Genomic DNA, 24,081 nt, shown 5'->3' on the forward strand with positions numbered 1-24,081 from the left:
GGCTCCGTTAAGGGGGTATGGGCCACCCTATAGGCATGGCCTGGGTGAAACCCTCCTATACTGAAGGCAACTTGCGCCCCACCCTCGAGCTCCTAGACCCCCTCAATCCCCTAAGGCGCAGGATGGCCCTTGGGCTCTTGCCCATGGGGACCCTGTTGGCCCTGGTGGCCCTGGCCGCCTCCTGGCGCGGCGGGGTGGACCCCGTGGACCGGGTCTTCCTCCCCCTTCTCGCCCTGGGTTTTTCCCTCTTGGCCCTCATCCTCTGGCGCTTCCCCCGTACGGCACCCTGGGTCCTAACCTCGGCCCATGTCCTGGTGGCCTCCTACCTCCTGGCCACCCTGGCCTACCAACTCCTTATTAGGCCCAACCCCATGGGCCTATCCCCCGCCGCTTACTGGGTGCCCTTTGTGTACTTCAGCAGCTTTCTCTTTTTTCAGACGCAGCAGGCGGTGCGCCTAGCCCTCCTCTACCTCCTGACCCTCTTCTTTCTTTCCCTCCTGGGAGGCATCCGCGGCCACTTCCGTGCGGAACATCTCAACGCCCTGGCCCAGTTCTTCGGGGCCAACCTGGCCTATGTGGGCCTTCTCTACATGCTGGTGCGGGTTAAGGAAGGGTACCTGGAGGCCCAAGTGGAAGCCTATACCGACCCCCTAACTGGGCTTAGGAACCGGCGTTATCTGGATCTGGTGCTTGAGCGGGAGCTCTTCCGCGTCCAGCGGTATAACCGACCCCTTTCCCTTATGATCTTGGACCTGGACGACTTCAAGAGGGTGAACGATACCTACGGCCACCCCGTGGGCGACCGGGTGCTAAGGGCCCTCGCCCGCTGCTTGGAAGAGCACCTCCGGCAAAGCGACCGGCCCGTACGCCTGGGGGGAGAGGAGTTCGCCATCCTCCTGGCGGAAACCCCCCTGGCCCAGGCCGTGCGCCTGGCGGGACGCCTGCGCCAGGCGGTGGCTGCCCTAAAGGTTCCCCCGGTGGCGGGGATGACCGCCAGCATCGGCGTGGCCGAGGCCCGCCCTGAAGACTCCCCCCTTTCCCTCCTCAAGCGGGCCGACGAGGCCCTTTACCAAGCCAAACGCCGGGGGAAAAACCGGGTGGAGGTGGGCTAGTCCTTTTGCGGGACCACCACCCTGGCTACGCCAGGGTGGAGTGGTATCCGGGGCCCCCAGTCTGACGAAGTCAGACTGGGGTAGTATTAAAGGCCGGCTTCCCGCCTTAGGGCCTCCACCCGGTCCGTCTCCTCCCAGGGGAAGCCTGCACGGCCAAAGTGGCCGTAGGCGCTGGTGGGGGTGTAGATGGGACGGAGGAGGTCCAGCTCCTCGATGATGGCCAAAGGCCGGGGATCAAAAACCCGCTTGGCCACCTCCGTGAGCTTCTCATCCGGTAAGACCCCGGTGCCGAAGGTTTCCACCCTTAGGGAAACGGGCCTGGCCTTGCCGATGGCGTAGGCCAACTCCACCAAGGCCCGCCGGGCCAGGCCTGCCGCCACCAGGTTCTTGGCCATGTAGCGGGCGTAGTAGCTGGCGGAGCGGTCCACCTTGGTGGGGTCCTTGCCGCTGAAGGCCCCGCCCCCATGGGGCACGGCACCCCCATACGTGTCCACGATGATCTTGCGCCCGGTAAGCCCGGTATCCGCATGGGGCCCCCCCAGGATGAAGCGGCCCGAGGGGTTGATGAGGTACTCCGTCTCCCCTTCCTTGAGGTACTCGGGGGGGATAGCTTGGCGCACCACCTCGCGGATCAGGTCTTCCCGGAGCTGGTCCTGCTCCACCTCGGGAGAGTGCTGGGCGGAAACCACCACCGTCTTCACATAGAGGGGCCGGTCCCCCTCGTAAACCACGGTGACCTGGGCCTTGCCGTCGGGGCGCAGGTAGGGAAGAAGCCCCGTCTTGCGCACCTCCGCCAGGCGCATGGTGAGGCGGTGGGCTAAGGTGATGGGAAGAGGCATGAGCTCCGGGGTTTCGTCGGTGGCGTAGCCGAACATGAGGCCCTGATCCCCTGCGCCCGTCCGGTCCAGAGGATCCGTGGACTTGAGCACCCGCCACTCGTAGGAGAGGTTAACCCCGCCGGCAATATCCGGGGACTGCTCGTCGATGGCGGTGAGGACGGCGCAGGTGTCGGCGTCAAAGCCGTACTTGGCCCGGGTGTAGCCCACCTCCCGGACCGTCTTGCGCACCAAGCCGGGGATATCCACGTACCCTTCGGTGGTGATCTCTCCCGCCACAAACACCAGCCCGGTGGTGACCAGGGTTTCCGCCGCCACCCGGGCCTTCCTATCCTGGGCGATCAGGGCGTCCAGAATGGCATCGGAGATCCGGTCCGCCAGCTTATCCGGGTGCCCTTCCGTGACCGACTCGGACGTGACCAGCCGCAACTTCGTCCCTCCTTCGCCCCCCACCGGGGCAACCCTGATAGTATAGCACCCCCCCTTTCCCGTCCAGGGTATGATGGCGGCTTATGAAGGACCCTAGGCGGCCCATCGGCGTCTTTGACTCGGGGGTGGGGGGGCTTACGGTGCTTTCCGCCTTGCGCCGGGCCTTGCCCCAGGAGGATTTCCTGTACTTTGGGGACACCGCCCGGGTGCCCTACGGGAGCAAACCCCTCCCCATGGTGCGGCGCTTCGCCTGGGAGATCGCTGGGTTTTTGCTCCGACAAGGGGTTAAGGCCATCGTGGTGGCCTGCAACACAGCGAGCTCCGCTGCCCTTCCGGATCTGGCCGAGGATCTTTCCGTACCGGTCTTTGGGGTTCTGGAACCCGTGGCCAAAGCCGCCCAAGGCTACGGCAAGGTGGGCCTCATCGGCACCCAGGCCACGGTGGAAAGCCGGGCCTACGAGCGCTACGTGGAAGTTTCCTGGGCTAAGGCCTGCCCCCTCTTCGTGCCCCTGGTGGAGGAAGGGCTTTGGGACGACCCCGTGGCCCTTTTGATAGCCCAGCACTACCTGGAGGAAGCACCCAAGGACCTCGAGGCCCTGATCCTGGGTTGCACCCACTATCCCTTTCTGAAGAACACCCTGGCCAAGGTCCTGCCGGGGGTGAGGCTCCTTGACTCCGCCGAGGCCACGGCGGAGGCGGTGGCCCAGGCCCTGAGGCAGGAAGGCCTCCTCAATCCCCTGGGCCAAGGCCGGGTGGTCCACTTGGTCACCGGGGACCCGGAAAGCTACCGGAACCTGGCGGAGCGCCTAGGGGTGAGGGTGGAGGAGCTTAAGCGGGTCAGCCTGGAGGAGCTTTAATGGCCAAGAAGCCCCTGATCGACCAGCTTCACCACGAGGACGCCTGGCGGCTTTTCCGCATCCTGGCGGAGTTCGTGGAGGGGTTTGAAACCCTTTCGGAGATAGAGGTTCCCCTGGTTTCCGTCTTCGGCTCCGCCCGCTTCGGGGAGGGCCACCCCGCCTACGCCCTGGGGTACCAGCTGGGGAAGGTCCTGGCCGAGGCGGGCTTCGGGGTGGTGACGGGCGGTGGGGGTGGGGTTATGGAGGCCGTCAACCGAGGGGCCTTTGAGGCAGGCGGGGTCAGCGTGGGCCTGAACATCGAGCTACCCCACGAGCAAAAGCCCAACCCCTACCAGACCCACGCCCTTTCCTTGCGCTACTTTTTCGTGCGCAAGGTGCTCTTCGTGCGCTACGCCCACGCCTTTGTCTTCCTGCCCGGGGGCTTTGGCACCCTGGACGAGCTTTCCGAGGTCCTGGTTCTCATCCAGACGGAAAAGGTCCACCCTTTCCCCGTCTTCGCCCTGGACCGGGCGTACTGGCAGGGGCTTCTCGGCTGGCTGCGGTTCCTCCAGGAACAAGGGGCCATAGACCCCAAGGACCTCGCCCTCATCACCCCCCTGGACTCCCCACAGGACGTGGTGCGGGCCCTAAAGGGTGTATCCTAGAAGCGATGCGGGTAGTTTTGGCCACGGGCAACCCCGGCAAGGTGCGGGAGCTGAAGGAGGGCCTGGCCCCCCTGGGCTGGACCCTTCTCTCCCTGGCCGATTTTCCCCTGCGCATGCCCAAGGAGGAGGGCACCACCTTCCTGGAAAATGCCCTCCTCAAGGCCGCTTACGTGGCCAAGGCCACGGGGCTTCCCGCCCTGGCGGACGATTCGGGCCTCGAGGTGCCCGCCTTAGGGGGGGAACCCGGGGTCTACTCCGCCCGCTACGGGGGAAGGGAGACCGACCGGGAGCGGAACGTCTACCTCCTGGAGAGGATGCGCCACCTGAGGGGAGAGGAGCGCAAAGCCCGCTTCGTGGCCGTCTTGGTCCTGGCCTACCCCGACGGGCACGTGGAGGCCTACGAGGGCCAGGTGGAGGGGTACATCCTCGAGGCTCCTCGAGGGGAAGGGGGCTTCGGGTATGACCCCCTCTTCTACGTGCCGGAGGCGGGCAAGACCTTCGCGGAGATGACCCTGGAGGAAAAGGCCCAGTACTCCCACCGAGGAAAGGCCATAAAGGCCCTCCTCAAAGCCTACGAACAGGGCCCCCCACCCCGGGAGGTTTCCAGGCTGGAATGATCAGGGCCTTCCCATGAACCTCCTCTCGCCCCACATCGCCCTGTACCGCCTTTACGACCTGGCGGATGAGATCGACCTTTCCCGCCTGAGTACCCCCCGGCTGCGCCTCTCCCGGCCCAGGCTGGGGGCGGTGCGCTTTGAAAACCCCCCGGCCCAGATAGAGCTCGGGGTAAGGAGCGTGGAGGGCATCTCGGGCCTGCTCACCGCCCGGCTTTACGAGTTCGGGGTGGCCTCCCTTTCCTTCCGGGTGCACCTGGGGGAGAAGGTGCCCTGGGAAGCCTTTCTGGAAAAGGCCCTGTCGCTTCCTGAGCTTCCTTTTTGGGAAGGATTTTTTCTGGCGGAGCTTTTGGCCCTGGAGCCCTACCTGCAAGGCGCCCTCCTGCGCCCTGAGGAAAAGCGCTTGAGCGAGGAGTTCACCGTCTACCACGCCCTGGGGATAGAGGGAGAGAAGGCCCATGCCCCCCCTGTGGACCTCACCCTCCTTTGGATGGGGGCCAAGGAGGACTTCGCCCCCGAGGTCAGGCGGGAGATGGAGCGCTACCGCTACAGCTACTCCACCGAGGACCTGGCCCTTTTGGGCTTTGACCGGGTCTTCATCCTGGATTCGGAGGGGATATGGGACGTGGCCGACCTGGTGGAGTTCGTGCACGCCCAGCTTCTGGAGCTTTCCTACTACGACGGGGTCCTCACCCAGGAGCTGGAGGCCGTGCCCCAGGTGCTGAGGCACCAGGGTCTTTGGAGCTATGGCAGACTCCAACGCCTAAGGCGGCGCCTTATGGCCCGGCACGCGGAGATCGCCGACGTGCGCGCCCGCATGGAGGGGGCCTTGCGCATCACCGAGGACCTCTTCTACGCCAAGATCTACCGGGCCGCCCTCGAGCTTTACGGGGCCCATGAGCTAGAAAGGAGCCTGGAGGAGAAGCTTAGGGTGTTAGAGGCCACCTACGAGATGGTCACCGAGGAGGTGGTGCACCTAAGAAGCCAGGCGGTGGAGGTGGGGATCCTGGCCCTCATCGCCTTTGAGGTGGTCAGGGCCTTTTGGCATTAGGGGACTTGCGTCCCGGGGAAGTTAGAGTATACTGCAACCTGCAGGGCGCGGAGAAAAGCTAAGCGGAAGCGTTACCACGCGCCCGGAGGTGGGATATGAAACGAGCACTGGCAACACTGGCCCTCGGGCTCTCCTTGGCCCTTGCCCAGGGAAAGATCACGGTGTGGACTCACTTCGGCGGTCCCGAGCTGGAGTGGCTCAAGGCCCAAGCCCAAGCCTATGAGAAGACCTCCGGCACCAAGGTGGAGGTGGTGGAGGTCCCCTTCGGGGACATCAAGCAGAAGTTCATCCTGGGGGCCCCCCAGGGACAGGCGGCGGACCTGGTGGTCTCCATCCCCCACGACTGGCTGGGGGAGATGGCCCAGGCTGGGGTGCTGGAGCCCATGGGCAAGTACGTGACGCAAAGCTACCTCTCCGACCTGCAGGGCGTGGCGGTGGAGGCCTTCACCTTCGGGGGCAAGCTTATGGGCCTTCCCGCCTTCGCCGAGAGCGTGGCCCTCATCTACAACAAGAAGTACGTGAAGGAACCCCCCAAGACCTGGGAGGAGTTCCTGGCCCTGGCCCAGAAGCTCACCACCGGCTCCACCTTTGGCTTCCTCTACAACATCGGCGACCCCTACTTTAACTTCGGCTTCTTCCGCGCCTTTGGGGCGGAAAACGTTTTCGCCAAGGACGCCAAGGGCAACCTAGACCCCTCCAAACTCCTCCTGGGCGGCGAGGTGGGGGAAAAGGCCCTTTCCTTCATCAAGGACCTCCGCTACCGCTACAACCTGGTGCCCGAGGGGGTGGATTACGGGGTGGCGGACGGCGCCTTTAAGGACGGGGCCTTAGCCATGATCATCAACGGCCCCTGGGCCCTAGGGGACTACAAGAAGGCCAAGATCGACTTCGGCATCGCCCCCTTCCCCACCCCGCCCGGGGCCAAGAACCCCTGGGGTCCCTTCCTGGGGGTCCAGGGGGTGGTGGTGAACGCCTACTCCAAGAACAAGACCGCCGCGGTTAACTTCGCCAAGACCCTGGTCACCGGCAAGAACCTGGTTTCCTTCAACCAGGCGGGTGGCCGCATCCCCGTGTCCAAGAGCGCCGCCAAGACCCTGGAGAAGGATCCGGTGGTGGCGGGCTTCTCCCGGGTGTTCGCCCTGGGCACCCCCATGCCCAACATCCCCGAGATGGGCAAGGTCTGGGGCCCCTGGGCTAACGCCATCAGCCTGGCCATCCAGCGGCCCGACTCCAACGTGAAGAAGATCGTGGAGGACATGGTGGCCGAGATCAAAAAGGCCATCGGCAGGTAACACCACCCCACCCGGGCTTTGCCCGGGTGGGGACCTTTGAACACACCTCGCCACGAAAACATGCGCACCCATTCGGCCCCCCGCGGGAACCCCTTTCCCCGTGGGGGGCGTATCGTTAAGCCATGAAACATCCTCCTGGCCTTAAGGGTTTTCTCCTGGCCCTATCCTTGCTTTTGGGCCTTTTGATCCTCTCCACCGGGGTGGGCATCCTGGGATACCTAGCCTTGGAAACCTACCTGGCCCCCCCAGGCTGGACCATCCTGGTCTTGGCCCTTCTGGTGCTGGTGCCGGGGGCCATGCTGGTGGGACGCCTTTTTCCTTGGCTTACCGACTGGTACTACTTCCTCCCCGCCCTCTCCTTCCTTTTGGTCTTCACCCTGTATCCCATCGCCCTCACCGTCTACTTGGCCTTCACCGACTACTCGGGGCGGAAGAACGGTTTCCCCGACCGCTCCACGGAAACCCAGGTGCTGAAGGGAGAAGGCCCCAGGCTCACCCTGGAAGAACCCGCTAAGGAAGCCCTCCGTTGCGACCCCTGCCGAGGGGAGCCCGTGGAGGTCTACAGCGAGGGGCACCGGGCCCGGGCCCGGATCCTGGAGGCCGAAGGCCCTACCCTTCTCCTGGACCGCACCCCCCCTTTCCCGGTGGAGTACGTGGCCAAGGTGAACGCCTTCGGGTTCGTGGGCCTCCGAAACTTCAGCTTTATCCTTTCCCAAGCCAGCAAGGCCCTCTTCCCCGTCTTCGCCTGGAACGTGGCCTTCGCCCTTAGCACCGTGCTTCTGAACGCCTTTTTGGGCTTGGTGCTGGGCCTCATCCTCAACAACAAAGCCTTGAAGCTACGGAACTTTTACCGCACCGTCCTCATCGTTTCCTGGGCGCTGCCGGGCGTGATCACCGTGCAGGTCTTCGTGGCCCTTCTCAACTATAACTTCGGGGCCATCAACCGCCTCCTGGGGGTCCTGGGCATCTACCCCATCCCCTGGCTCAACGACCCTGACTGGGCCAAGGTGGCCATCCTATTGGTGAACCTGTGGCTCGGCTTCCCCTACATGATGACCGCCACCTTGGGCGCCCTTTCCACCATTCCCGACGAGCTCTACGAGGCCGCCAAGGTGGACGGGGCCACCCCCTGGCAGGCCCTTTGGGGCATCACCCTTCCCCTTTTGGAAAAGCCCATGGTGCCCATCCTGCTCTCCTCCTTCGCCTTTAACTTCAATAACTTCTACATCATCTACCTGCTCACCGGCGGGGGGCCCGCCCAGGAAGGCCGCCTGGCCACGGCCCAGGCCACGGACATCCTCATCTCCTGGGCCTACAAGACCGCCTTCAGCGCCGAGGGGCAGTCGGCCTATGGCCTGGGGGCGGCCATCAGCCTCCTCATCTTCGCCATCACCGTGGCCATCAGCCTGGTGAACTTCCGCGTCACCGGGGCCTTAAGGGAGGTGAGGTAGATGCGGCGGCTTTTCGCCTTCCTCCTTTTGGGGTTCGGCCTCTATGGGGTCTACTGGTTCGCCCTAAACCGGCTCTTTGACGAAGGTTCCTACCGCAAGCAGGTAGCCTTCAGCAGCGTCTTCGTGCCCTATGGCTGGGCGTACGCCCTGGCCATCCTCCTGGGCCTGGTCCTCCTGGTCCTCCTCTATAGCCTGGTCTACACCCTGCTGGCGAACCGCCTCCAGGGGCGCAAGCGAAGCCCCTGGCCCCTTTTCTGGCAAGGGGTGACCCACCTCTTCCTCTGGGTGCTGATCCTCCTCGTCTACTACCCCGTGGTGCAGGTGGTGGCCGCCAGCTTTGATCCCACCAACAACCTCTTCAGCTTCCGCAGGCCGGACACGGGGTTTCTCCTCCTGGACGCCAAGGTGATCCCTTACGTACCCGAGCCCTCCCTGGAAAACTACGCCAAGCTGGTGGAGGGGGTGGTGCTATACCCCTACCAGGTGGGCCTTCTCCTCCTTGGGGGGCTGGCTCTTTTGGGTGTGGCCTTCATCGGCCTCCTGAGGCGGCTTTTAACCCCGGAGGACTGGATGGACCTCTGGCAAGGAAGGGCTCTGCTCCTCCTGGCCTTAAGCGTATTCGCCCTGGCCCTTTCCCTTTCCCCCAAGCAGTTCACCGGCCAGGGCACAGAGACCAAGTTTCTTCTCTGGGTGCGGAATACCTTCCTCATCTCGGGGCTTACGGGCCTCCTTGCCGTCTTGCTCACCGCCACCGCCGGCTACGCTTTCGCCCGCTTCCGCCACCTGCCGGGGCGGTATCCCCTCCTCCTTTTCTTCATCTTCGTGCAGATGTTCCCCGGGTTTTTGGCCTTGGTGGCCATCTACTACCTGCTTTCCCGCCTGGACCTTTTGAACACCTTCACCGGCCTCGTGCTGGCCTACTCGGGGGGCATCATCAGCTTTGGCACCTGGGTGTACAAGGGGTATCTGGAAAGCATCAGCCCGAGCCTCGAGGAGGCGGCCATGGTGGACGGGGCCACCAAGTGGCAGGTTTTCACCCAAATCCTCCTCCCCCTTTCCGCCCCCATGTTCGTCTTCATCTTCCTCCTCCAGTTCGTGGGCACCTACTCGGAGTTCGTCCTGGCCAACCTGGTCCTCACGGGGGTGGAGAGCTGGAACGTGGGCGTGGGGCTGAGGAGCTTCACCACCGGCCAGTTCCAGACCAAGTGGGGGATCTTTGCCGCCGCCAGCGTCTTAGGCTCCTTGCCCATCCTCTTCCTCTTCTACGGCTTCCAGCAGTACTTCGTCTCCGGATACACCGCAGGGGCGGTCAAAGAGTAACGCCATGGCCCACCACCATGACCTCGAGCACCTCCATCCCCCCTTGCCGGAGCTGGGGGAGGAGGTGAGCGTTTTCCTGGAAACCGAAGCCAAAGAGGGGCTCTTCCTTTACGAGAAGGATGGGGAGATCCACAAGAAACCCATGGAGCGGGCCAATGGGGGCCTAAGGACCCGCGTTCCCGTGCACACCAGCCCTTTTCGCTACTGCTTCCTCCTGCCCGAGGGATTCTTGGGAAGCCACGGCCTGGAAAAGACCCTTCCCCGCTACGACCGCTTCTTCCACCTCCTGGCGGGGCCCCTTCCCCCCAGGTGGGCCCTGGGCACGGTCTACTACCAGATCTTCCCCGACCGCTTCCGCCAGGGGCGCCCAGAGCTTGCCCCCCAGGATGGGGAATGGCTCCTTATGGGCAAACCCATCCGCAAAAAGGCCTGGAACGAGCCCCCGGGGCCGGAAGGGGCCTGGGAGTTCTACGGGGGGGACCTTTGGGGCGTCCTCGAGGCCCTTCCCTACCTGGAGAACCTGGGGGTGGAAGCCCTCTACCTCACCCCCATCTTCCAAAGCCCAAGCAGCCACCGCTACGACACGGAAGACTACCTGAAGGTGGACCCCCACCTGGGAGGGGAGGAGGCCTTGGAAGCCCTTTATAGGGCTTTGGAGGAAAAGGGCATGCGCCTTCTGCTGGATGGGGTCTTCAACCACGTGGGGGCCACCCACCCCTGGTTCCAAAAGGCCTTACAGGACCCCGAAACCCCCGAAAGGAGCATGTTCACCTTCTACCCCGATGGCTCCTACGCCGCCTTCTGGGGGTTAACATCCATGCCCAAGCTGGACTACGCCTCTCCCCTCACCCAGGAGCGCTTGGTCTTTGGGCCCAAGGCCCCCATCCGCCACTGGATGCGCCTGGCCCACGGTTTCCGGCTGGACGTGGCCCACTCCATCGGGGAAGGGGGAACAAACCGCAAAAACGCCCGCTGGCTTCGCGCCCTGGCCCGGGCGGCCAAGGAGGAAAGGCTCGAGGCCCTGGTCATCGGCGAGCTTTCCTACGACGCCACCCCCACCCTACGGGCCCATACCCTGGATGGGGCCATGCACTATGCGGGCTTTGCCCATCCGGTGATGGAGTGGCTTTCCGGTCGGGACGTGTACGGGCGGGAAGTAACCCTAAGCGCCCAGGAGGCCTGGGCGGTCCTCTGGGACCACTACCAGGCCCTACCCCTGCAGCTTCGCCACAGCATGTACACCCTTCTCTCCTCCCACGACATCCCCCGGGCCCTTTGGCGGCTTAAGGGGGATGTGGAACGCTTTAAGCTGGCCTACGCCCTCCTCTTCGCCTTCCCGGGAAGCCCCGCCATCTACTACGGGGACGAGGTGGGCCTTTCCCAGCCCAACCCCTACACCAGGTGGCAGGGGGACCCCTACTGCCGGGCCCCCTTCCCCTGGGACGAAAGGAGGTGGAACCGGGAGCTCTTAGCCTTCCTGCGCAGGCTGGTCCACCTCAAGCGCACCCACCCGGTCCTGCGTCTGGGGGGGCTTTTGCCCTTGAGGGCCGGGAAAGGGGTCCTGGCCTTCAAAAGGCGCCACCAGGGCCAGGAGGTCTGGGCCTTTTTCGCCCCCAAGGGGGCAAGGCTTGTCCTACCCCGGGGGATGGATCTCTTGGCCGAAGAGGAGGTGGAAGGGGAGGTGGAGGCCTCGTACCTTCTCTTCCAGCCGCTATAATGGGAAGCCATGCGGCTTAAGAGGTTTGGCCCCAAGGCTAGGCGGGTGGGCAAACCCTCCACCCACCCCCAAGCGGCTCCTCCGCTTGGGGGGAACCTCTTGGAGGCCCTAAAGGGCGCCGATCCCAAGGCCCCGGGTTTCCGCAGGCGGCTTACCGCCTTGCTCCAGGAGGCCATAGCCCGCTGGGAAAACCTCACCCCAAGAGAGCGCCAGCAGATGGTTACCCTTCTTGCCGGTCTTCTTTCCCTCTTGCCCCTGGGGCGGCTTGGCCGGGCTGGCCTTCTCCTGCAAAGGGCCCTAGGCCCTGAGGGCAAGGTGGCCCTCTCCCTCCTGCGCCTCCTAAGGCGCTAGGGCTTCCCGGTATACTGGGCTTTTGTGCGGGATGTCCTCGAGGTCCTGGAGTTCCCCAAAGTCCGCGCCCTCCTAGCGGAAAGGGCCAAGACCCCCTTGGGGGAGGAGCTGGCCTTAGCCCTCGCTCCCCTGCCCCAGGAGGAGGCGGAAAGGAGGCTTGCCCTCACCCAGGAGGCCTTGGCCTACCCCTACACCCTCCCCGAGGCCGGGGCCTTGAGGGAGGCTTACCGCAAGGCTCAAGAAGGGGCCAGGCTCTCCGGCCTCGAGCTTCTCCAGGCCGCAAAGGCCCTCCAGGAAGCCCTGGCCCTCAAGGAGGAACTCCTGGCCTTGGAAAACCACCTGAGCCAGGTGGCGGCGGGCATTGGGGAGCACGGGGCTTTTCTCCTTCGGGTGAGAAAGACCCTGGACGAGGAAGGGGCGGTGCGGGACGAGGCCAGCCCCAAACTCCTGGCCATCCGCCGGGAGCTTAAGCCCTTGCGCCAGCAAATCCTAGACAGGCTCTACGCCCTCTTAGACCGCCACCCCGAGGCCGTCCAGGACCGGTTCGTCACCGTGCGCCGCGAGCGCTACTGCATCCCCGTGCGGGCAGGGATGGCCCAGAAAGTACCCGGCATCCTCCTGGACGAATCCGAGTCCGGGGCCACCCTCTTCATAGAGCCCCTTTCCGTGGTGAAGTTGAATAACCGCCTCCAGGCCCTCCGCTTCCAGGAGGAGGAGGAGGTAAACCGCATCCTGAGGGAGCTTTCGCAAGCCCTGGCCCAGGATGAAGCCCTTCCCGGCACCCTAAGGGCCCTGGCCCTATTGGACCTCATCCAGGCCCAGGCGGCCCTGGCCCGGGACCTGGGGCTCAAAAAGCCCCGGTTTGGCCAAGGGTATGAGCTTTGGGAAGCCTTCCACCCCCTGATCCCGAACCCCGTCCCCAACTCCTTTAGCCTGGACGAGGAGAAGCGCCTCATCCTCATCTCCGGCCCCAACATGGGGGGGAAGACCGCCCTCCTAAAAACCCTGGGCCTGGCGGTGCTCATGGCCCAGTCGGGGCTTTTCGTGGCGGCCAAGGGGGCCACCCTGGCCTGGCCCGACAGGGTCTTCGCCGACATCGGCGACGAGCAATCCCTCCAGGAAAACCTCTCCACCTTCGCCGGGCACCTGCAAAGGCTTAAGGAAATGCTGGAAACCGCCACGGCCCGGAGCCTGGTCCTCATCGACGAGCTGGGAAGCGGCACCGACCCCGAGGAGGGGGCGGCCCTCTCCCAGGCCATCCTCGAGGCCCTCCTGGAGAAAGGGGTTAAGGGCCTGGTTACCACCCACCTTTCCCCCCTGAAGGCCTTCGCCCAGGGGCGAAGGGGCATCCAAAACGCCTCCATGCGCTTTGACCTGGAGGGCCTGCGCCCCACCTACGAGCTGGTCCTGGGGGTGCCAGGGCGGAGCTACGCCTTGGCCATCGCCAGGAGGCTTTCCCTGCCCGAGGCGGTGCTGAAGCGGGCGGAAAGCCTTCTGCCCCAAGGAGGCAGGCTGGAGGCCCTCCTGGAGGAGCTGGAGGCGGAAAGGTTGCACCTTGAGGAGGAACGAAGCCGGCTCCTTTCCCAGATGGCCCAGGTGGAGGCCCTAAGGAAACGCCTGGAGGAGCGGGAAGCCCGCTTTGCGGAGGAGCGGGCGCAAAGGCTCAAGGCCCTGGAGGAGGAGGTCCGCCAGAAGCTCCTCAAGGTGGAGGCCGAGCTCAAGGCCCTCAAGGAAAAGGCCAAAACCCAGGGGAAAAAGGATGCCCTGAGGGAGCTTCTGGCCCTGAGGGAACGGTACGCCAGGAGCACCCCCACGGGTGCCTTGGAGGTACCTAGGGGCCTCGAGGCGGGGCAGATGGTGGAGATCCCCTCCCTGAAGCGCCAGGGAAGGCTTCTGGAGCTGAGGGGAGAGGAGGCGTTGGTCCAGGTGGGCCCGGTGAAGATGACGGTGAAGGCCAAGGAGCTCACCCCCCTCAAGGCCCAGGAAACCCCCAAGGCCCTCGGCCTAAAGCCGCGAAGGGAGGTAAAGGAGGTGGACCTCAGGGGGCTTACCGTGGAGGAAGCCCTCTTGGAGGTGGACCACGCCCTGGAGGAGGCCCGCGCCTTGGGCCTTTCCACCCTGCGCCTCCTCCACGGCAAGGGCACCGGGGCCCTCAGGCAAGCCATCCGCGAGGCCCTAAGGCGGGATAAGCGGGTGGAAACCTTCGCCGACGCCCCTCCCCACGAGGGGGGGCACGGGGTCACGGTGGTGGTGCTAAAAGGAGCGGCCCTCTAAGGCCTCTATGCGCTTGCGGATAGCCGGGGGCAAGGGGGCAGGCCTGCCCCCTTCCAGCCAGACCTGGACGGTTTTTCCCCGGGCGGCCTCCTCCCCTCTTGCCAGGAGGAGGTACTCCATGTCAAAGCTGCTCCGCCCGAGGCGCACCACCCGCACCCCCACCTCCACGGGGTCCTCCAGGAGGATGGGCCTTAGGAAATCCACCTCCGCCCGGGCCAGGATGAAGTGCCCCTTTTCCAGCCAGTCCTCCTTGAGCCTTCGGAAGTAGGCGGCGCGGGCCACCTCAAAGTAGGTGAGGAAGACGGCGTTGTTCACGTGGCCTAAGGCGTCCAGGTCGCGGAAGCGCACCTGTATGGGCACGGATACGGGAAACCCCTCCATAGACCAAGAGCCTAACACAACTGACCCACGGGTCAGGTATAGTGGGGCCATGGAAACCACGTGGGACCTAACCCCCCTTTTCCCCGGTCTGGAAAGCCCCGAGTTCCAGGCGGCCTGGGATGGGGTGAGGAAGCGGATCGGCCAGCTGAAGGAGCAGGTAGACCAAAAGGCGCCTCTTGAGGAGGTCCTGGCCTCCCTGGACGCCCTTTCGGAGGCATCCACCCCCCTTTGGGCCTACCTCTACGCCCGCTTCACCGCCGACACCGCCGACGAGGCCGCCTCGGCCAAGCTCTCGGAGCTGGAGATGCTCTTCCTGGATTTCGCCCGTATAAGGCCCCGCCTAACCCGCTACCTGGCCCTACAGGACCCGGAGGAGGCCGGCCCTTACCGCATCCTGGTGGAGGAGGCCAAGGAGGAGGCCCTGCACATGATGGCCGAAGGGGAGGAGGTGCTGGCGGCGGAGCTTTCCCTTTCCGGGCGCCAGGCATGGGCCAAACTCCACGAGAACCTCACCAGCCAGATCACCGCCGTGGTGGACGGGGAGGAGATGCCCATCACCAAGGTGCGCAACCTCTACTTCCGCCCCGAGGAGGAGGTGCGAAGGAAGGCCTACCAGGCGGAGCTTAAGGCCTGGGAAGCCCACGAGGTGCCCCTGGCCTACGCCCTAAACGGGGTCAAGGGGGAGGCCTCGGTGCTCCTCAGGAGGCGGGGGTACCGGGAGGACCTCGAGCCCAGCCTGCACAAAAACCGCATCACCAAGAAGGCCCTTCTGGCCCTTCTGCAGGCGGTTAGGGAAAGCCTTCCCCTCTTCCACCGCTACTATCTCCTAAAGGCCAAGGCCTTGGGCAAGGAGCGCCTGGACTGGTGGGACCTCTTCGCTCCCATAGGGAAGGGCCGGCGCTGGACCCTCGAGGAGGCCCAAGACTTCCTCCGGGAAAAGCTGGCCACGCTGGTGCCCAAGGCCGCCAAGGTGGCAGAAGCCGCCTTTAGGGAGCGCTGGATGGACCTTCTGCCCCGCAAGGGAAAGGTAGGCGGGGCCTACTGCATGCCGAGGGGTGGGGGCAAAAGCCTCATCCTGGCCAACTATGAGGAGAGCTTTGAATCCGTCTCCACCCTGGCCCACGAGCTGGGCCACGCCTACCACAACCTCGCCTTGGCCCAGGTTCCCCCCTCCTTAAGGGAGGTGCCCATGACCCTGGCGGAAACCGCCAGCATCATGAACGAGACCCTGGTGGTGGAGGCGGCCCTCAAGGAGGCCTCTGCCGAGGAGGGGCTTTTGATCCTGGACGCCTACCTGCAAGGGGCGGCCCAGGTGGTGGTGGACATCTATAGCCGCTTCCTCTTTGAGTCCTGGGTGTTTACCAGGCGAAAGGCCCGGGAGCTTTCCCCAAGGGAGTTTAAGGAGCTCATGCTGAAGGCCCAGCAGGAGGCTTACGGAGAGGCCCTGGCCAGCCATCATCCCTACATGTGGGCGGTGAAGGGGCACTATTATGGCGCCGACTTTTACAACTACCCCTACACCTTTGGCCTTCTCTTCGGCTTGGCGCTTTACCAGGAGGCCAAGGAGGACCCGGGCTTCGCCGAGCGGTACGAGGGGCTCCTGGCCTCCTCGGGCATGTACCCGGCCAAGGAGCTGGCGGCCCGCTATGGCTTTGACCTGGAAAGCCCCGCCTTCTGGCAAAAGGGCCTAAGGGTCCTGGCGGAGAAGGTGGCGGAGCTGGAAAGGAGGCTTTCCTAAAACCCAGGGCCAGGCCTCCTTAACCTTCCCCTGACCGAGAAGGGATAGGCTTTTAGGAATGCGCCTTCTCGTCCTTTGCACCCACAACTCCGCCCGCAGCCAGATGGCAGAGGCTTGGCTTCGCCACTGGGCCAAGGAACTGGGGGTGGACCTCGAGGTCCACTCCGCCGGCACCGAGAAGACCTTCGTCAAGGAGGAGGCCAAAAGGGTGATGGCCGAGGTGGGGGTTGACCTAAAGGGGCACGCCTCCAAGACCCTTCTGGAGGTGCCCGACCCGTGGGGGTTTGACCTGGTCCTCACCGTCTGCGACGCCGCACGGGAAGCCTGCCCCGCCTACCCCGCCAAGACGCAAAAGCGCCACGTCTCCTTCCCCGACCCTTCGGGAAAACCCCTGGAGGAGTGGCGCCGGGTGCGGGACGCCTTGGGGCGCATGGCCCGGTACCTGGTGGAAAACCTCAAGGCAGGGCGCATCCCCACGGATGCGGAGCTAGAGGAAGCCGCAAGGTAGCCCCATCGGGCTCACCCGGCCTCCAGGTCCCCCACGTGGATGGCCGCCACCCCAAAGGTGAGGAGCTCGTAGCGCACCCTAAAGCCCGCCTCCTCCATCAGGGCCTTTAGGGCCTCCGGTGGAGGAAAGGCCCCCACGCTTTCCGGCAGGTAGCGATAGGCCCCAAAGCTTCCCGAAACCAGCCCCCCCAGGAAGGGCAAGACCCTTTGGAAATAGACCCGGTAGACCAGGCCAAAGGCCCCCTTTGGAGGTGGGGGAAACTCCAGGATGACGAGCCGCCCCCCAGGGGCCAGGACCCGGCGTAGCTCCAATAGGGCCATCCGGTAGTCGGCGAAGTTGCGGAAACCAAAGGCGATGGTAACGGCATCAAAGCTCCCTCCAGGGAAGGGAAGGGCCAGGGCATCCGCCTCCAGGAACTCCACCCCTAACCCCTGGGCCTGCGCCTTCTTGCGGGCGATCCCCAGCATGGGCGGGGCAAAGTCCGCCCCCACCACCTGGGCATGGGGAGCCTTCCTTTTCAGCATCAAGGCCAGGTCCCCGGTGCCCGTGGCCAGGTCCAGAATCCGCCTGGGGTTTTTCTCCAGGGCCAAGGCCACCGCCCGCCTGCGCCAGCGAAGATCGGCCCCAAAGGAAAGAAGCCGGTTCAAAAGGTCGTAGCGGGGGGCGATCTCCGAAAACATGCGCCGCACCCGCTTGGCCTTTTCCTCCGGCGAAACCGCCACGGAAGGAGTCTAACACCTTCCAGGACTTTAGACCCACGGGGCTAGGGTACAATCTTGGGCGTGTTGACGGACGAGAGGCGCCTAGGAGTCCTGGTGGCCTTGGGAGGAGGGGTTCTTTTCCTCCTTTGGTACCTGGCCCCCTGGGCGGTACCCCATCGCCTTTTTGGCGGCGAAGGCGTGCTCCTAAGCCCCTTCGGCCACCACCTGCCCCAAGGAAGCCTGCCCCAGGGTTACCGGGATGGCTGGCTCCTTTGGACCTTCTACCCCTCCCTGGCCTGGCTGGGCCTTACCCTGGCCCTGGCCTGGACCCCCAAGCCCGCCCGGAAGCTCTACCTCATGGGGGTCCTGGGCCTAGGCCTCTTCCTCCTCGCCTACCTCCTCTTCCAAGCCAGCGTGGCCCAGGTGAACGCCGGGGCAGAACGGCCCATCCTCAGGCGCTACAGCCTGGGGCTTGGGAGCTACGCCACCTTGGCCTTTAGCCTGTACCTTCTCCTTTTGGCCCGGCTTTTTTCCCCGGGTGGCCTGGCCTTTTTGGTGCGCCGGCGCGGGGTGGTGGTGCCCCTTTTCTCCCTCCTTCTGGCCTCCTTGCTGGGCGGGGTCATCGTGGCGGTGATGAAGAGGGCCCCGGGGGAGGCCCAGAGCCTGAGGGAAGCCTGGATGCTGAAGCTGGACCTCATCACCTACACCTACCAGCTCCTCTATAGCCCCCTGGTCAACCCCTCGGGCTTCCTGCAAAGCCTCCTTCTCGCCACCCCCTTGATCTTCACCGGGCTGGCCGTGGCCTTGGGCTTCCGCGGGGGACTTTTCAACATCGGGGCCCCGGGGCAGCTCATCCTGGGGGCCATCGCCGCCATGCTGGTGGGGGTGTACCTGCCCGGTCCCAGGTGGCTGGTGCTCCCCCTGGCCATCCTGGCCGCCGCCCTGGCCGGGGGGCTTTGGGGCGCCCTTCCGGGATGGCTTAAGGCCCGCTTCGGGGCCCACGAGGTGATCAACACCATCATGCTGAACTACATCGCCGCAAGCCTCTTCCTCTTCCTTATCTCCGCCAACGAGTACAAGTTCTTCGGGCGCACCCTGTATCTGCCCTTCAAGTACCCGGGCTACGAGGCCCGGAGCCACGAGATCCGCCCCGAGGCCCGCATCCCCCACTGGACCGAGCTGGTGGCCCCGGGCGGGGAGCTTTCCTTCGCCCTACCCTTGGCCCTCCTCTTGGGCCTCCTGGGCTACTTCCTTACCCGGAAGAGCCTAGGCCATCGGGTGCTCATGGGCCTCCTTGGGGGTGTGGTGGGCTACGTGATGGGGGGCCTTTTGCCTGGACCCGGGGTGAGCTTTGGCCCCGACCTCACCTCGGTGCGGCTTAACGGGGCCTTCCTTTTGGCCCTTTTGGCCCTTTTCTTCTTCCACTTCTACGTCTTCCGCACCGTGGGGGGATATGAGCTCAGGGCCATGGGCTTGGCCCCCAAGGCCGCGGAGTACGGGGGGGTGATGGCCGGGCGGAAGGTGGTGCTCATCATGTTCCTGGCCGGGGCTTTGGCGGGCCTGGCCGCCACCCACTACGTGCTGGGCGGAGGGATCGACGAGTACCGCCTGAAGCAAGCCCTTCCCTACTCTGTGGGTTTTGACGGCATCGCCGTGGCCCTCATGGGCCAGAACACCCCCTTGGGGGTGGGCCTAGCCGCTTGGCTTTTCGGCATCCTCCTCACGGGGGGCTTGCAGGTGAACCTGCAGCTGGGCATCAGCCGGGAGTTGGTGGCGGTGCTTCAGGCCTTGATCGTGCTCTTCATCGCCGCCGGGGGCTTCCTGCCCCGCTACTTCACCGATCCCTTAAGGGCAGCGGAGGTGGAGGTTAGGGAAGAGGCCCGCAAACGGGAGGAAAGGGGGGAGGCCCGATGAACCTGGACACGGCCTTTTGGATCGCCCTCTTCTTCTCCACCCTGCGCCAGACCACACCCCTTTTGCTCACCGCCCTGGGGGGGATGTTCTCCGAAAGGAGCGGGGTGGTGAACATCGCCCTCGAGGGCATCATCCTCTTCGGGGCCCTCACCGCAGCGGTGGTGGTGGAAAGGCTGGAATACGCCCTAGGCCCCGGACCCCATCCTTGGCTTCCCTGGGTGGGGGTCTTGAGCGCCATGGCCGTGGGTGGGCTGGTGGCCTGGGTGCACGCCGTGGTTTCCATCAAGTACCGGGCAGACCAGATCATCAGCGCCACCGCCATCAACCTCCTCGCCCTGGGAGCCCCTAGCCTGGTGCTCACCTACTTCTACGGCAACGCCACCAACTCCAAGGAGGTGGTGAACCGCCTCCCCCTTTGGGGCCCCGAAGGCTTTGCCCTTTCCCCCCTGGTCTACCTGGCCTTTCTCCTGGTGCCCCTAAGCTGGTGGATCCTCTTCAAGACCCCCTTTGGCCTGCGGCTTAGAGCCGTGGGCGAGCACCCCGAGGCCGCCGACACCTTGGGGGTGAACGTGTACCGTATGCGCTACATCGGGGTGGTTCTCTCCGGGATCCTGGCGGGCCTCGCCGGGGCCTATCTGGCCATCGGCTTCCTCAACCAGTTTGTGCGGGGCATGTCGGCGGGCATGGGCTTCATCTCCCTGGCGGCCATGATCTTCGGCAAATGGCACCCCTTGGGCATCCTCTTCTCCACCCTGCTTTTCGGCTTCGCCAGCGCCCTGGCCATCCAGCTTCAGGGTACGGAGATCCTGCCCGCCGTCTTGGTGCAAGCCTTCCCCTACGTGGTCACCGTCTTGGTGTTGGCAGGCTTCATGGGCAAAAGCCGTCCTCCGGCCGCGGTGGGCAAGCCCTACGAGAAGTAGGGTCAAGGGGTCCAGGTTTTGGCCAGCTGCCCAAAGCGGCGGCTTAGGGTGAGGGTACTACCGTCTTGGAAGCGAAGGATCACCTGCCCCCTGCCCAGGGTGAAGTCCACCACCTCCTCCCCGGCTAGGCCCTGGACAAAGTGGGCGAAGCCATCCGAGCGCAGGTAAAGAAAACCCTCCCCCAAAGGGGTTTGCAGAAAGACCTGGGCCTCGGTGCCCTGGCGGTTCAAGGCCATCCGCCTCACCCAAAGGGCAAAAACCTGGGCTCGGCTCATCCCCGCTAGGCCAGTTCCTCCTTGGCCACCTCCACCGTCTTCCCCTCCTCCAGGAAGAGCTCCACCGTCCCCTTCAAGGGGTTCACCTTTTGCACCTTGCCACACACCCCTTCCTTGGTGCAGACTCGGGCGTTTTTGCGGGGGAGCTCCGCAAGAAGCTCCTGGTATACAGGGTGCTCATAGGCCAGGCAGCAAAGGAGCCGGCCGCAGGGGCCGGAGATCTTTTCGGGGTTTAAGGGAAGCCCCTGGTCGCGGGCCAGTTTGATGGACACCTGGGCGAAACCCTGGAGCCAGGTGGAGCAGCAAGACTCCATCCCACAAGCCCCCAAGGTTCCCAGATAGGCGGCCTCCTCCCGGGGGCCCTCCGCCAGGAACTCCACCCGGGCCCCAAAGCGTTCGGCAAGCTCCCGGGTAAAGCGCCGGAGGTTGACCCGCTCCTCCGCAGCGTAGTGCACGGAAAGGTGGCGGCCATCCAGGGTGAAGTCGCACCCCAGCACCTTAGCCCTCACCCCCTCTTCCTGAAGGCGGGCCCTGAGGTAAAAGGCCGCCTCCTCCGCCTTGGCCCGGAGCCTTAAGGCCAGGTCCAGATCCTCCTTGGTGGCCAGGCGCACCACCTCCCCCGCCTCCTTCTCCTTGCGGGGAGGGGTGCGCACCTTTCCCACCTCCAAGCCCCGGCCCGTGCGCACCACCACATACGCCTCCAGGGGAGGGGGCTCCCCTTGGAAGCGAAAGTAGCGTAGGACAGGGGTGCGGGCTTTGCGCAGATCGGCGTGCAAGCGAACGCCCACGGTCATGTTTCCAAGTCTAAGGCCAAGCGGGCCAGGACCAGGTCCGGGCTCACATACCGCTCCAAGGCCTCCCGGGCTGCCTCCAGGGCCAGTAGAGCCCGGGGGGAGTGGCGAAAGGCGGCGTAAAGGGCGAAAACCCCCTCCTCATCGGAAAGGAGCTCCTTAAGGAGGGCCAGCCGCCGCCAGGAGGAGGCAACCCTCACCTCCCTGGCCTTCTCCATGCGGGCCCGAAGGGCGCCAGGATCCGCCAGGGCCCTTAGGAGCCGGCCTGGAGCCCCAGCGGCGTAGGCCAGAAGTTCCGGGTCCCGGGTCAAGGGATAAAGCCGCTCCTCGGGCACCGGGGCAAAGGCCACCTCCAGGGCCCGGCTGGCCAGGGTGGGAAGGAGGGTGGCGCGGCCTGGAGCGATGAGGACAATGCGCCCGTAGGAAGGGGGTTCTTCCAGAAGCTTCAAGAGGGCGTTGGCCGCAGCCTCGGTGAGGAGGTGGGCGGAGTCCAAGATGGCCACCTTGACCCGCTCCCGGGGATGGGTGGCAAACCAGGCAAAAAGGGGTTCCACCTCCTCGAGGCGGATCTCCCCCTGCCCCTTCAGGCCCCGCTCCTTGGGGCCGATCTCCAGGAGGTCGGGGTGCTCCCCCAGGGCAGGGGGGGGAAACCCCCGGTTGAGCCCCCAGGCATACCAACGGGCCACAAGGCGCCTCCCCACCCCTTCTGGACCCGAGAAGAGCAAGGTGGAGGCGCCAAGCCGGGGCAGGAGCTCCAAGACGGCCTCGTGGCCGATTATTCCCCCAGGGTCAGGCGCTGGTAGAGCCATATAGGGAACCCCTCCTCCGCCAAGCGGTGGGCCACCCGTTCCAGGTCGTAATCCACCCGGAAAAAGGTGATCCCATCCCCTTCCCAAAGGGCAAAGGCCGCCCCCGGCACATGGTCGCGGGGCTGGCCCACCGAACCCGGGTTGGCCAGGGCCCGCACCGTGGGGGGCAGGAGGAGCTCGCCCCCCTCGGCAAAGCGCTGGTAGCGCACCCAGGGGCGGGGCCCGGAAAGCTCCAAGAAAGCCCCGGCCAGGTGGGTGTGCCCGTGAAAGGTGAGGCGGTGCTCTGTACAGGCAAAGGCCTGGCGGGCCAGCTCCAGCCCGTCCAAGTACTCCAGGGGGTCACAGGGGCTGCCGTGCACCAACAGCGCCCCATCCACCTCCTTCTGCCAGGGCCAGGAGGCGAGGAAATCCAGGTGCCTTTGGGAAAGTCTCCTCCGCTGCCAGGCTAAGATCTCCAGGACCACCCCCTCCTGGGGCAGGCGGTCCAGGGCCAAAAGCCAGGCGTCGTGGTTGCCCAAAACGCACTGGGCCTCCACCTCCATGAGCCAGTCCAACACCCGGTCCCCATCCGGATAGTAGCCCACGGCATCCCCCAGGAAAAGCACCCGGTCAAAAGGGGGTGCGGCCTTTAGCACCGCCTCCAGGGCAGGCCAGTTGCCGTGGATGTCGGAGAGGACCAGGTAACGCACGGCCTTTAGAATACCATGAGGGCTATGGCTACCTTACGGCGTTCCCTAGGGGAACCGACCCTGCTGGAACAGCTTTGGGCGGACCTCGAGGTCCTCTCGGAGCACCTTCGGGCAGGACTGGACGAGTTCGGCACCCTGTACAGCTACCTGGAGGGAGGACGGGGAGGAAGGACCTACCTCCTCCACGCCCCCTATGGGGAGGCCCTGGCCGTGCTCCAGGCCCTAAACGGCCTCTCTTTTCGGGGGCGCATACTCCTGGCCCTGGATCCTTCCCCCCTTTCCTCCACCCTGGAAGGCCTTCCCCTTACCGGCCCCACCCGGGCCCCCCTGGCCCACCTTCTGGAAAGAACCCGCCCCGACCGCCTCCTCTTGGCCTTTCCCGGAGAGGGTCTGGGCCAGAGCTTCCCGGGAGCCAAGGAAACCGCCGAGGGCTGGCTACCCCTGGACGCCGAAGGGGAACCCCTGGCCCTCCACGTGGAAGCCCCCACCGGCCTCCTCTACCGGGAGGTACGGGCCTACGGCCCCTGGGAAAGCCCTCCCCTCAGCCTGGACCTACCCATAAGCCCAGGGCCCTACTGGGGAAGCGTGGGTTTAGCCTTGGGGATTCCCACCTACGGGGTGGGTCTGGTAAACTTACGGGCAAACCTGGAGGCGGTTCTTAGCCTCTGGTGAAGGGAGGAAGGTATGGTGTACGTTGCTTTGTTCGCCATCGGAGCGGCCGTGGTTACCTTGCTCTTCTACCTGATCCTTAACCCTAGGGTCCTCACCACCGAGGGGGAGACCTTTGACCTGCGCTTTATCCTCTTCATGCTGATGCTCATCATCCTGGCCGCCAGCACCGTGGCGGTGATGCTGGTTCTGGGCAAGATGCACCACCTACTTTAAGCCCCCACCTGGGCCCAGGCCGCCTCGCTGAGGCGGTAGGGGGTTTTGAAAAACCCCTGGCCCCAAGCCCCTGAACCTCCCTCCTCCGGAGGCCTCGGCTTAAGGGGTGTTTTGCGCCCTTTCCTGTAAAGCCTTCTCCAGGTAGGCGAGGTCCTTTTCCAGCACCTTGCGGGTGGCCTCGAGGACCGGGGCAAACTCGGGAGGGAACTCCTGGGCCAGGTGGTTCATGCACACCAGAAGCCCTTCCACCATGGTCTTCTCCTGCTCCCGCCGGCGCTTACCCCCCCTTAGGGCGCTATAGGCCAGGTGCTCCAGCCGCCGCACCACGCACACCCTGGGCTCTCCCCCTACCCCGGCGCAGGGAAGGCCCTCCGCACCCCCACAGGCCGTATAGGCCTTGGCGTAGAGGGGTGCTAGCTCCGGATGCCCTAAAAGCGCGGGCCCCAAGGGCCCCGCATGGGCCGCAGCTAGGCGGAGGTAGGCGGCGTGGCGGGTGCGGCGAATCTCCACCTCCATAGTTCC

General features: G+C 65.1%; 25 protein-coding genes. 17 read left to right on the plus strand and 8 right to left on the minus strand.

Features of this window, described 5'->3' with window-relative positions:
* The first annotated feature begins 35 nt into the window (after positions 1-35).
* Complete coding sequence (locus DK874_RS08790) at positions 36-1,112, plus strand: GGDEF domain-containing protein (protein ID WP_205387573.1); 1,077 nt, start codon at positions 36-38, stop codon at positions 1,110-1,112.
* 86 nt (positions 1,113-1,198) lie between these two features.
* On the opposite strand, the gene metK is transcribed toward DK874_RS08790, so the two are convergent.
* Positions 1,199-2,377, minus strand: a complete 1,179-nt coding sequence (gene metK / locus DK874_RS08795) for a methionine adenosyltransferase (RefSeq protein WP_114313650.1) — start codon at positions 2,375-2,377, stop codon at positions 1,199-1,201.
* Positions 2,378-2,460: 83 nt separating this feature from the next.
* Between metK and murI the strand changes: the two genes are divergently transcribed.
* From murI to DK874_RS08845, 10 genes are all read left to right on the plus strand, one after another.
* A complete protein-coding gene (gene murI, locus DK874_RS08800) occupies positions 2,461-3,234 on the plus strand; it encodes a glutamate racemase (protein ID WP_114313651.1) in 774 nt (257 codons plus the stop codon).
* Positions 3,234-3,878: an LOG family protein gene (locus DK874_RS08805; protein WP_114313652.1), complete on the plus strand. Its 645-nt coding sequence runs from the start codon at positions 3,234-3,236 to the stop codon at positions 3,876-3,878. Before murI ends, DK874_RS08805 begins: the two co-directional genes overlap by 1 nt.
* Positions 3,879-3,883: 5 nt before the next feature.
* Positions 3,884-4,495 (plus strand): XTP/dITP diphosphatase, encoded by a 612-nt coding sequence (locus DK874_RS08810; RefSeq protein WP_162798765.1) that lies wholly within the window; start codon positions 3,884-3,886, stop codon positions 4,493-4,495.
* A 13-nt stretch (positions 4,496-4,508) separates the two neighbouring features.
* Positions 4,509-5,543, plus strand: a complete 1,035-nt coding sequence (locus DK874_RS08815) for an RMD1 family protein (RefSeq protein WP_114313654.1) — start codon at positions 4,509-4,511, stop codon at positions 5,541-5,543.
* A 95-nt stretch (positions 5,544-5,638) separates the two neighbouring features.
* Positions 5,639-6,835 (plus strand): sugar ABC transporter substrate-binding protein, encoded by a 1,197-nt coding sequence (locus DK874_RS08820; RefSeq protein ID WP_114313655.1) that lies wholly within the window; start codon positions 5,639-5,641, stop codon positions 6,833-6,835.
* Positions 6,836-6,957: 122 nt separating this feature from the next.
* A complete protein-coding gene (locus DK874_RS08825; protein ID WP_114313656.1) occupies positions 6,958-8,286 on the plus strand; it encodes an ABC transporter permease subunit in 1,329 nt (442 codons plus the stop codon).
* Positions 8,287-9,606: a sugar ABC transporter permease gene (locus DK874_RS08830; protein ID WP_114313657.1), complete on the plus strand. Its 1,320-nt coding sequence runs from the start codon at positions 8,287-8,289 to the stop codon at positions 9,604-9,606.
* 4 nt (positions 9,607-9,610) lie between these two features.
* Positions 9,611-11,323 (plus strand): glycoside hydrolase family 13 protein, encoded by a 1,713-nt coding sequence (locus DK874_RS08835; RefSeq protein ID WP_162798766.1) that lies wholly within the window; start codon positions 9,611-9,613, stop codon positions 11,321-11,323.
* A gap of 9 nt (positions 11,324-11,332) precedes the next feature.
* Entirely contained in the window at positions 11,333-11,674 is a 342-nt protein-coding gene (locus DK874_RS08840; protein WP_240307650.1) for a hypothetical protein, read from the plus strand.
* 24 nt (positions 11,675-11,698) lie between these two features.
* Positions 11,699-13,948, plus strand: a complete 2,250-nt coding sequence (locus tag DK874_RS08845) for an endonuclease MutS2 (RefSeq protein WP_114313658.1) — start codon at positions 11,699-11,701, stop codon at positions 13,946-13,948.
* On the opposite strand, the gene DK874_RS08850 is transcribed toward DK874_RS08845, so the two are convergent.
* Positions 13,928-14,329 (minus strand): acyl-CoA thioesterase, encoded by a 402-nt coding sequence (locus tag DK874_RS08850; protein WP_114313659.1) that lies wholly within the window; start codon positions 14,327-14,329, stop codon positions 13,928-13,930. The two genes, DK874_RS08845 and DK874_RS08850, sit on opposite strands and share 21 nt — an antisense overlap.
* 49 nt (positions 14,330-14,378) lie before the next feature.
* Between DK874_RS08850 and DK874_RS08855 the strand changes: the two genes are divergently transcribed.
* A complete protein-coding gene (locus DK874_RS08855; protein ID WP_114313660.1) occupies positions 14,379-16,067 on the plus strand; it encodes a M3 family oligoendopeptidase in 1,689 nt (562 codons plus the stop codon).
* A gap of 58 nt (positions 16,068-16,125) precedes the next feature.
* Positions 16,126-16,575 (plus strand): arsenate reductase ArsC, encoded by a 450-nt coding sequence (locus tag DK874_RS08860; RefSeq protein ID WP_114313661.1) that lies wholly within the window; start codon positions 16,126-16,128, stop codon positions 16,573-16,575.
* Positions 16,576-16,586: 11 nt separating this feature from the next.
* Here DK874_RS08860 and ubiE read toward each other — a convergent pair whose 3' ends face one another.
* Positions 16,587-17,297, minus strand: a complete 711-nt coding sequence (gene ubiE, locus DK874_RS08865; protein WP_114313662.1) for a bifunctional demethylmenaquinone methyltransferase/2-methoxy-6-polyprenyl-1,4-benzoquinol methylase UbiE — start codon at positions 17,295-17,297, stop codon at positions 16,587-16,589.
* Between the two features lie 60 nt (positions 17,298-17,357).
* Between ubiE and DK874_RS08870 the strand changes: the two genes are divergently transcribed.
* Positions 17,358-19,190, plus strand: a complete 1,833-nt coding sequence (locus DK874_RS08870) for an ABC transporter permease (protein WP_114313663.1) — start codon at positions 17,358-17,360, stop codon at positions 19,188-19,190.
* On the plus strand, positions 19,187-20,110 hold the full coding sequence (locus DK874_RS08875) for an ABC transporter permease (RefSeq protein WP_114313664.1): 924 nt from the start codon (positions 19,187-19,189) through the stop codon (positions 20,108-20,110). Before DK874_RS08870 ends, DK874_RS08875 begins: the two co-directional genes overlap by 4 nt.
* 2 nt (positions 20,111-20,112) lie before the next feature.
* On the opposite strand, the gene DK874_RS08880 is transcribed toward DK874_RS08875, so the two are convergent.
* The 4 genes from DK874_RS08880 to DK874_RS08895 are packed head-to-tail and all read right to left on the minus strand — an operon-like array spanning position 20,113 to position 22,674.
* Positions 20,113-20,385 carry a hypothetical protein gene (locus DK874_RS08880; protein ID WP_114313665.1) on the minus strand — a complete coding sequence of 91 codons (273 nt, stop codon included), beginning with the start codon at positions 20,383-20,385 and terminating at the stop codon, positions 20,113-20,115.
* A 5-nt stretch (positions 20,386-20,390) separates the two neighbouring features.
* Positions 20,391-21,179 carry a PSP1 domain-containing protein gene (locus DK874_RS08885; protein ID WP_114313666.1) on the minus strand — a complete coding sequence of 263 codons (789 nt, stop codon included), beginning with the start codon at positions 21,177-21,179 and terminating at the stop codon, positions 20,391-20,393.
* The gene (locus DK874_RS08890; RefSeq protein ID WP_114313667.1) at positions 21,176-21,985 is read right to left on the minus strand and encodes a DNA polymerase III delta subunit-related protein; all 810 of its coding nucleotides are present in this window, start codon (positions 21,983-21,985) and stop codon (positions 21,176-21,178) included. Before DK874_RS08890 ends, DK874_RS08885 begins: the two co-directional genes overlap by 4 nt.
* Positions 21,952-22,674: a metallophosphoesterase family protein gene (locus tag DK874_RS08895; RefSeq protein WP_114313668.1), complete on the minus strand. Its 723-nt coding sequence runs from the start codon at positions 22,672-22,674 to the stop codon at positions 21,952-21,954. The genes DK874_RS08890 and DK874_RS08895 overlap by 34 nt, the downstream gene beginning before the upstream one ends.
* A 24-nt stretch (positions 22,675-22,698) precedes the next feature.
* Here DK874_RS08895 and DK874_RS08900 point away from each other — a divergent pair, with 24 nt between their 5' ends.
* Positions 22,699-23,346, plus strand: coding sequence for a hypothetical protein (locus DK874_RS08900; protein WP_114313669.1), 648 nt, complete (start codon positions 22,699-22,701; stop codon positions 23,344-23,346).
* A gap of 12 nt (positions 23,347-23,358) precedes the next feature.
* Positions 23,359-23,559, plus strand: a complete 201-nt coding sequence (locus DK874_RS08905; protein ID WP_114313670.1) for a hypothetical protein — start codon at positions 23,359-23,361, stop codon at positions 23,557-23,559.
* Between the two features lie 99 nt (positions 23,560-23,658).
* Here the strand turns inward: DK874_RS08905 and DK874_RS08910 are convergent, their stop codons facing one another.
* Complete coding sequence (locus DK874_RS08910; RefSeq protein ID WP_114313671.1) at positions 23,659-24,075, minus strand: hypothetical protein; 417 nt, start codon at positions 24,073-24,075, stop codon at positions 23,659-23,661.
* Positions 24,076-24,081: the final 6 nt, after the last annotated feature.

The sequence above is a fragment of the Thermus caldifontis genome, from assembly GCF_003336745.1.
GTDB lineage: Bacteria > Deinococcota > Deinococci > Deinococcales > Thermaceae > Thermus > Thermus caldifontis.

Excerpts from the sequence above, each read along its gene's own strand:
- murI (WP_114313651.1), top strand. The coding sequence starts at position 2,461 with ATGAAGGACCCTAGGCGGCCCATCGGCGTCTTTGACTCGGGGGTGGGG.
- DK874_RS08825 (WP_114313656.1), top strand. The coding sequence starts at position 6,958 with ATGAAACATCCTCCTGGCCTTAAGGGTTTTCTCCTGGCCCTATCCTTG.
- DK874_RS08840 (WP_240307650.1), top strand. The coding sequence starts at position 11,333 with ATGCGGCTTAAGAGGTTTGGCCCCAAGGCTAGGCGGGTGGGCAAACCC.
- DK874_RS08790 (WP_205387573.1), top strand. The coding sequence starts at position 36 with ATGGCCTGGGTGAAACCCTCCTATACTGAAGGCAACTTGCGCCCCACC.
- DK874_RS08880 (WP_114313665.1), bottom strand. The coding sequence starts at position 20,385 with ATGAGCCGAGCCCAGGTTTTTGCCCTTTGGGTGAGGCGGATGGCCTTG.
- DK874_RS08850 (WP_114313659.1), bottom strand. The coding sequence starts at position 14,329 with ATGGAGGGGTTTCCCGTATCCGTGCCCATACAGGTGCGCTTCCGCGAC.
- DK874_RS08860 (WP_114313661.1), top strand. The coding sequence starts at position 16,126 with ATGCGCCTTCTCGTCCTTTGCACCCACAACTCCGCCCGCAGCCAGATG.
- DK874_RS08875 (WP_114313664.1), top strand. The coding sequence starts at position 19,187 with ATGAACCTGGACACGGCCTTTTGGATCGCCCTCTTCTTCTCCACCCTG.
- DK874_RS08820 (WP_114313655.1), top strand. The coding sequence starts at position 5,639 with ATGAAACGAGCACTGGCAACACTGGCCCTCGGGCTCTCCTTGGCCCTT.
- DK874_RS08815 (WP_114313654.1), top strand. The coding sequence starts at position 4,509 with ATGAACCTCCTCTCGCCCCACATCGCCCTGTACCGCCTTTACGACCTG.
- DK874_RS08910 (WP_114313671.1), bottom strand. The coding sequence starts at position 24,075 with ATGGAGGTGGAGATTCGCCGCACCCGCCACGCCGCCTACCTCCGCCTA.
- DK874_RS08885 (WP_114313666.1), bottom strand. The coding sequence starts at position 21,179 with ATGACCGTGGGCGTTCGCTTGCACGCCGATCTGCGCAAAGCCCGCACC.
- DK874_RS08830 (WP_114313657.1), top strand. The coding sequence starts at position 8,287 with ATGCGGCGGCTTTTCGCCTTCCTCCTTTTGGGGTTCGGCCTCTATGGG.
- DK874_RS08890 (WP_114313667.1), bottom strand. The coding sequence starts at position 21,985 with ATGGCTCTACCAGCGCCTGACCCTGGGGGAATAATCGGCCACGAGGCC.
- DK874_RS08905 (WP_114313670.1), top strand. The coding sequence starts at position 23,359 with ATGGTGTACGTTGCTTTGTTCGCCATCGGAGCGGCCGTGGTTACCTTG.
- DK874_RS08900 (WP_114313669.1), top strand. The coding sequence starts at position 22,699 with ATGGCTACCTTACGGCGTTCCCTAGGGGAACCGACCCTGCTGGAACAG.
- DK874_RS08835 (WP_162798766.1), top strand. The coding sequence starts at position 9,611 with ATGGCCCACCACCATGACCTCGAGCACCTCCATCCCCCCTTGCCGGAG.
- DK874_RS08805 (WP_114313652.1), top strand. The coding sequence starts at position 3,234 with ATGGCCAAGAAGCCCCTGATCGACCAGCTTCACCACGAGGACGCCTGG.
- DK874_RS08855 (WP_114313660.1), top strand. The coding sequence starts at position 14,379 with ATGGAAACCACGTGGGACCTAACCCCCCTTTTCCCCGGTCTGGAAAGC.
- DK874_RS08810 (WP_162798765.1), top strand. The coding sequence starts at position 3,884 with ATGCGGGTAGTTTTGGCCACGGGCAACCCCGGCAAGGTGCGGGAGCTG.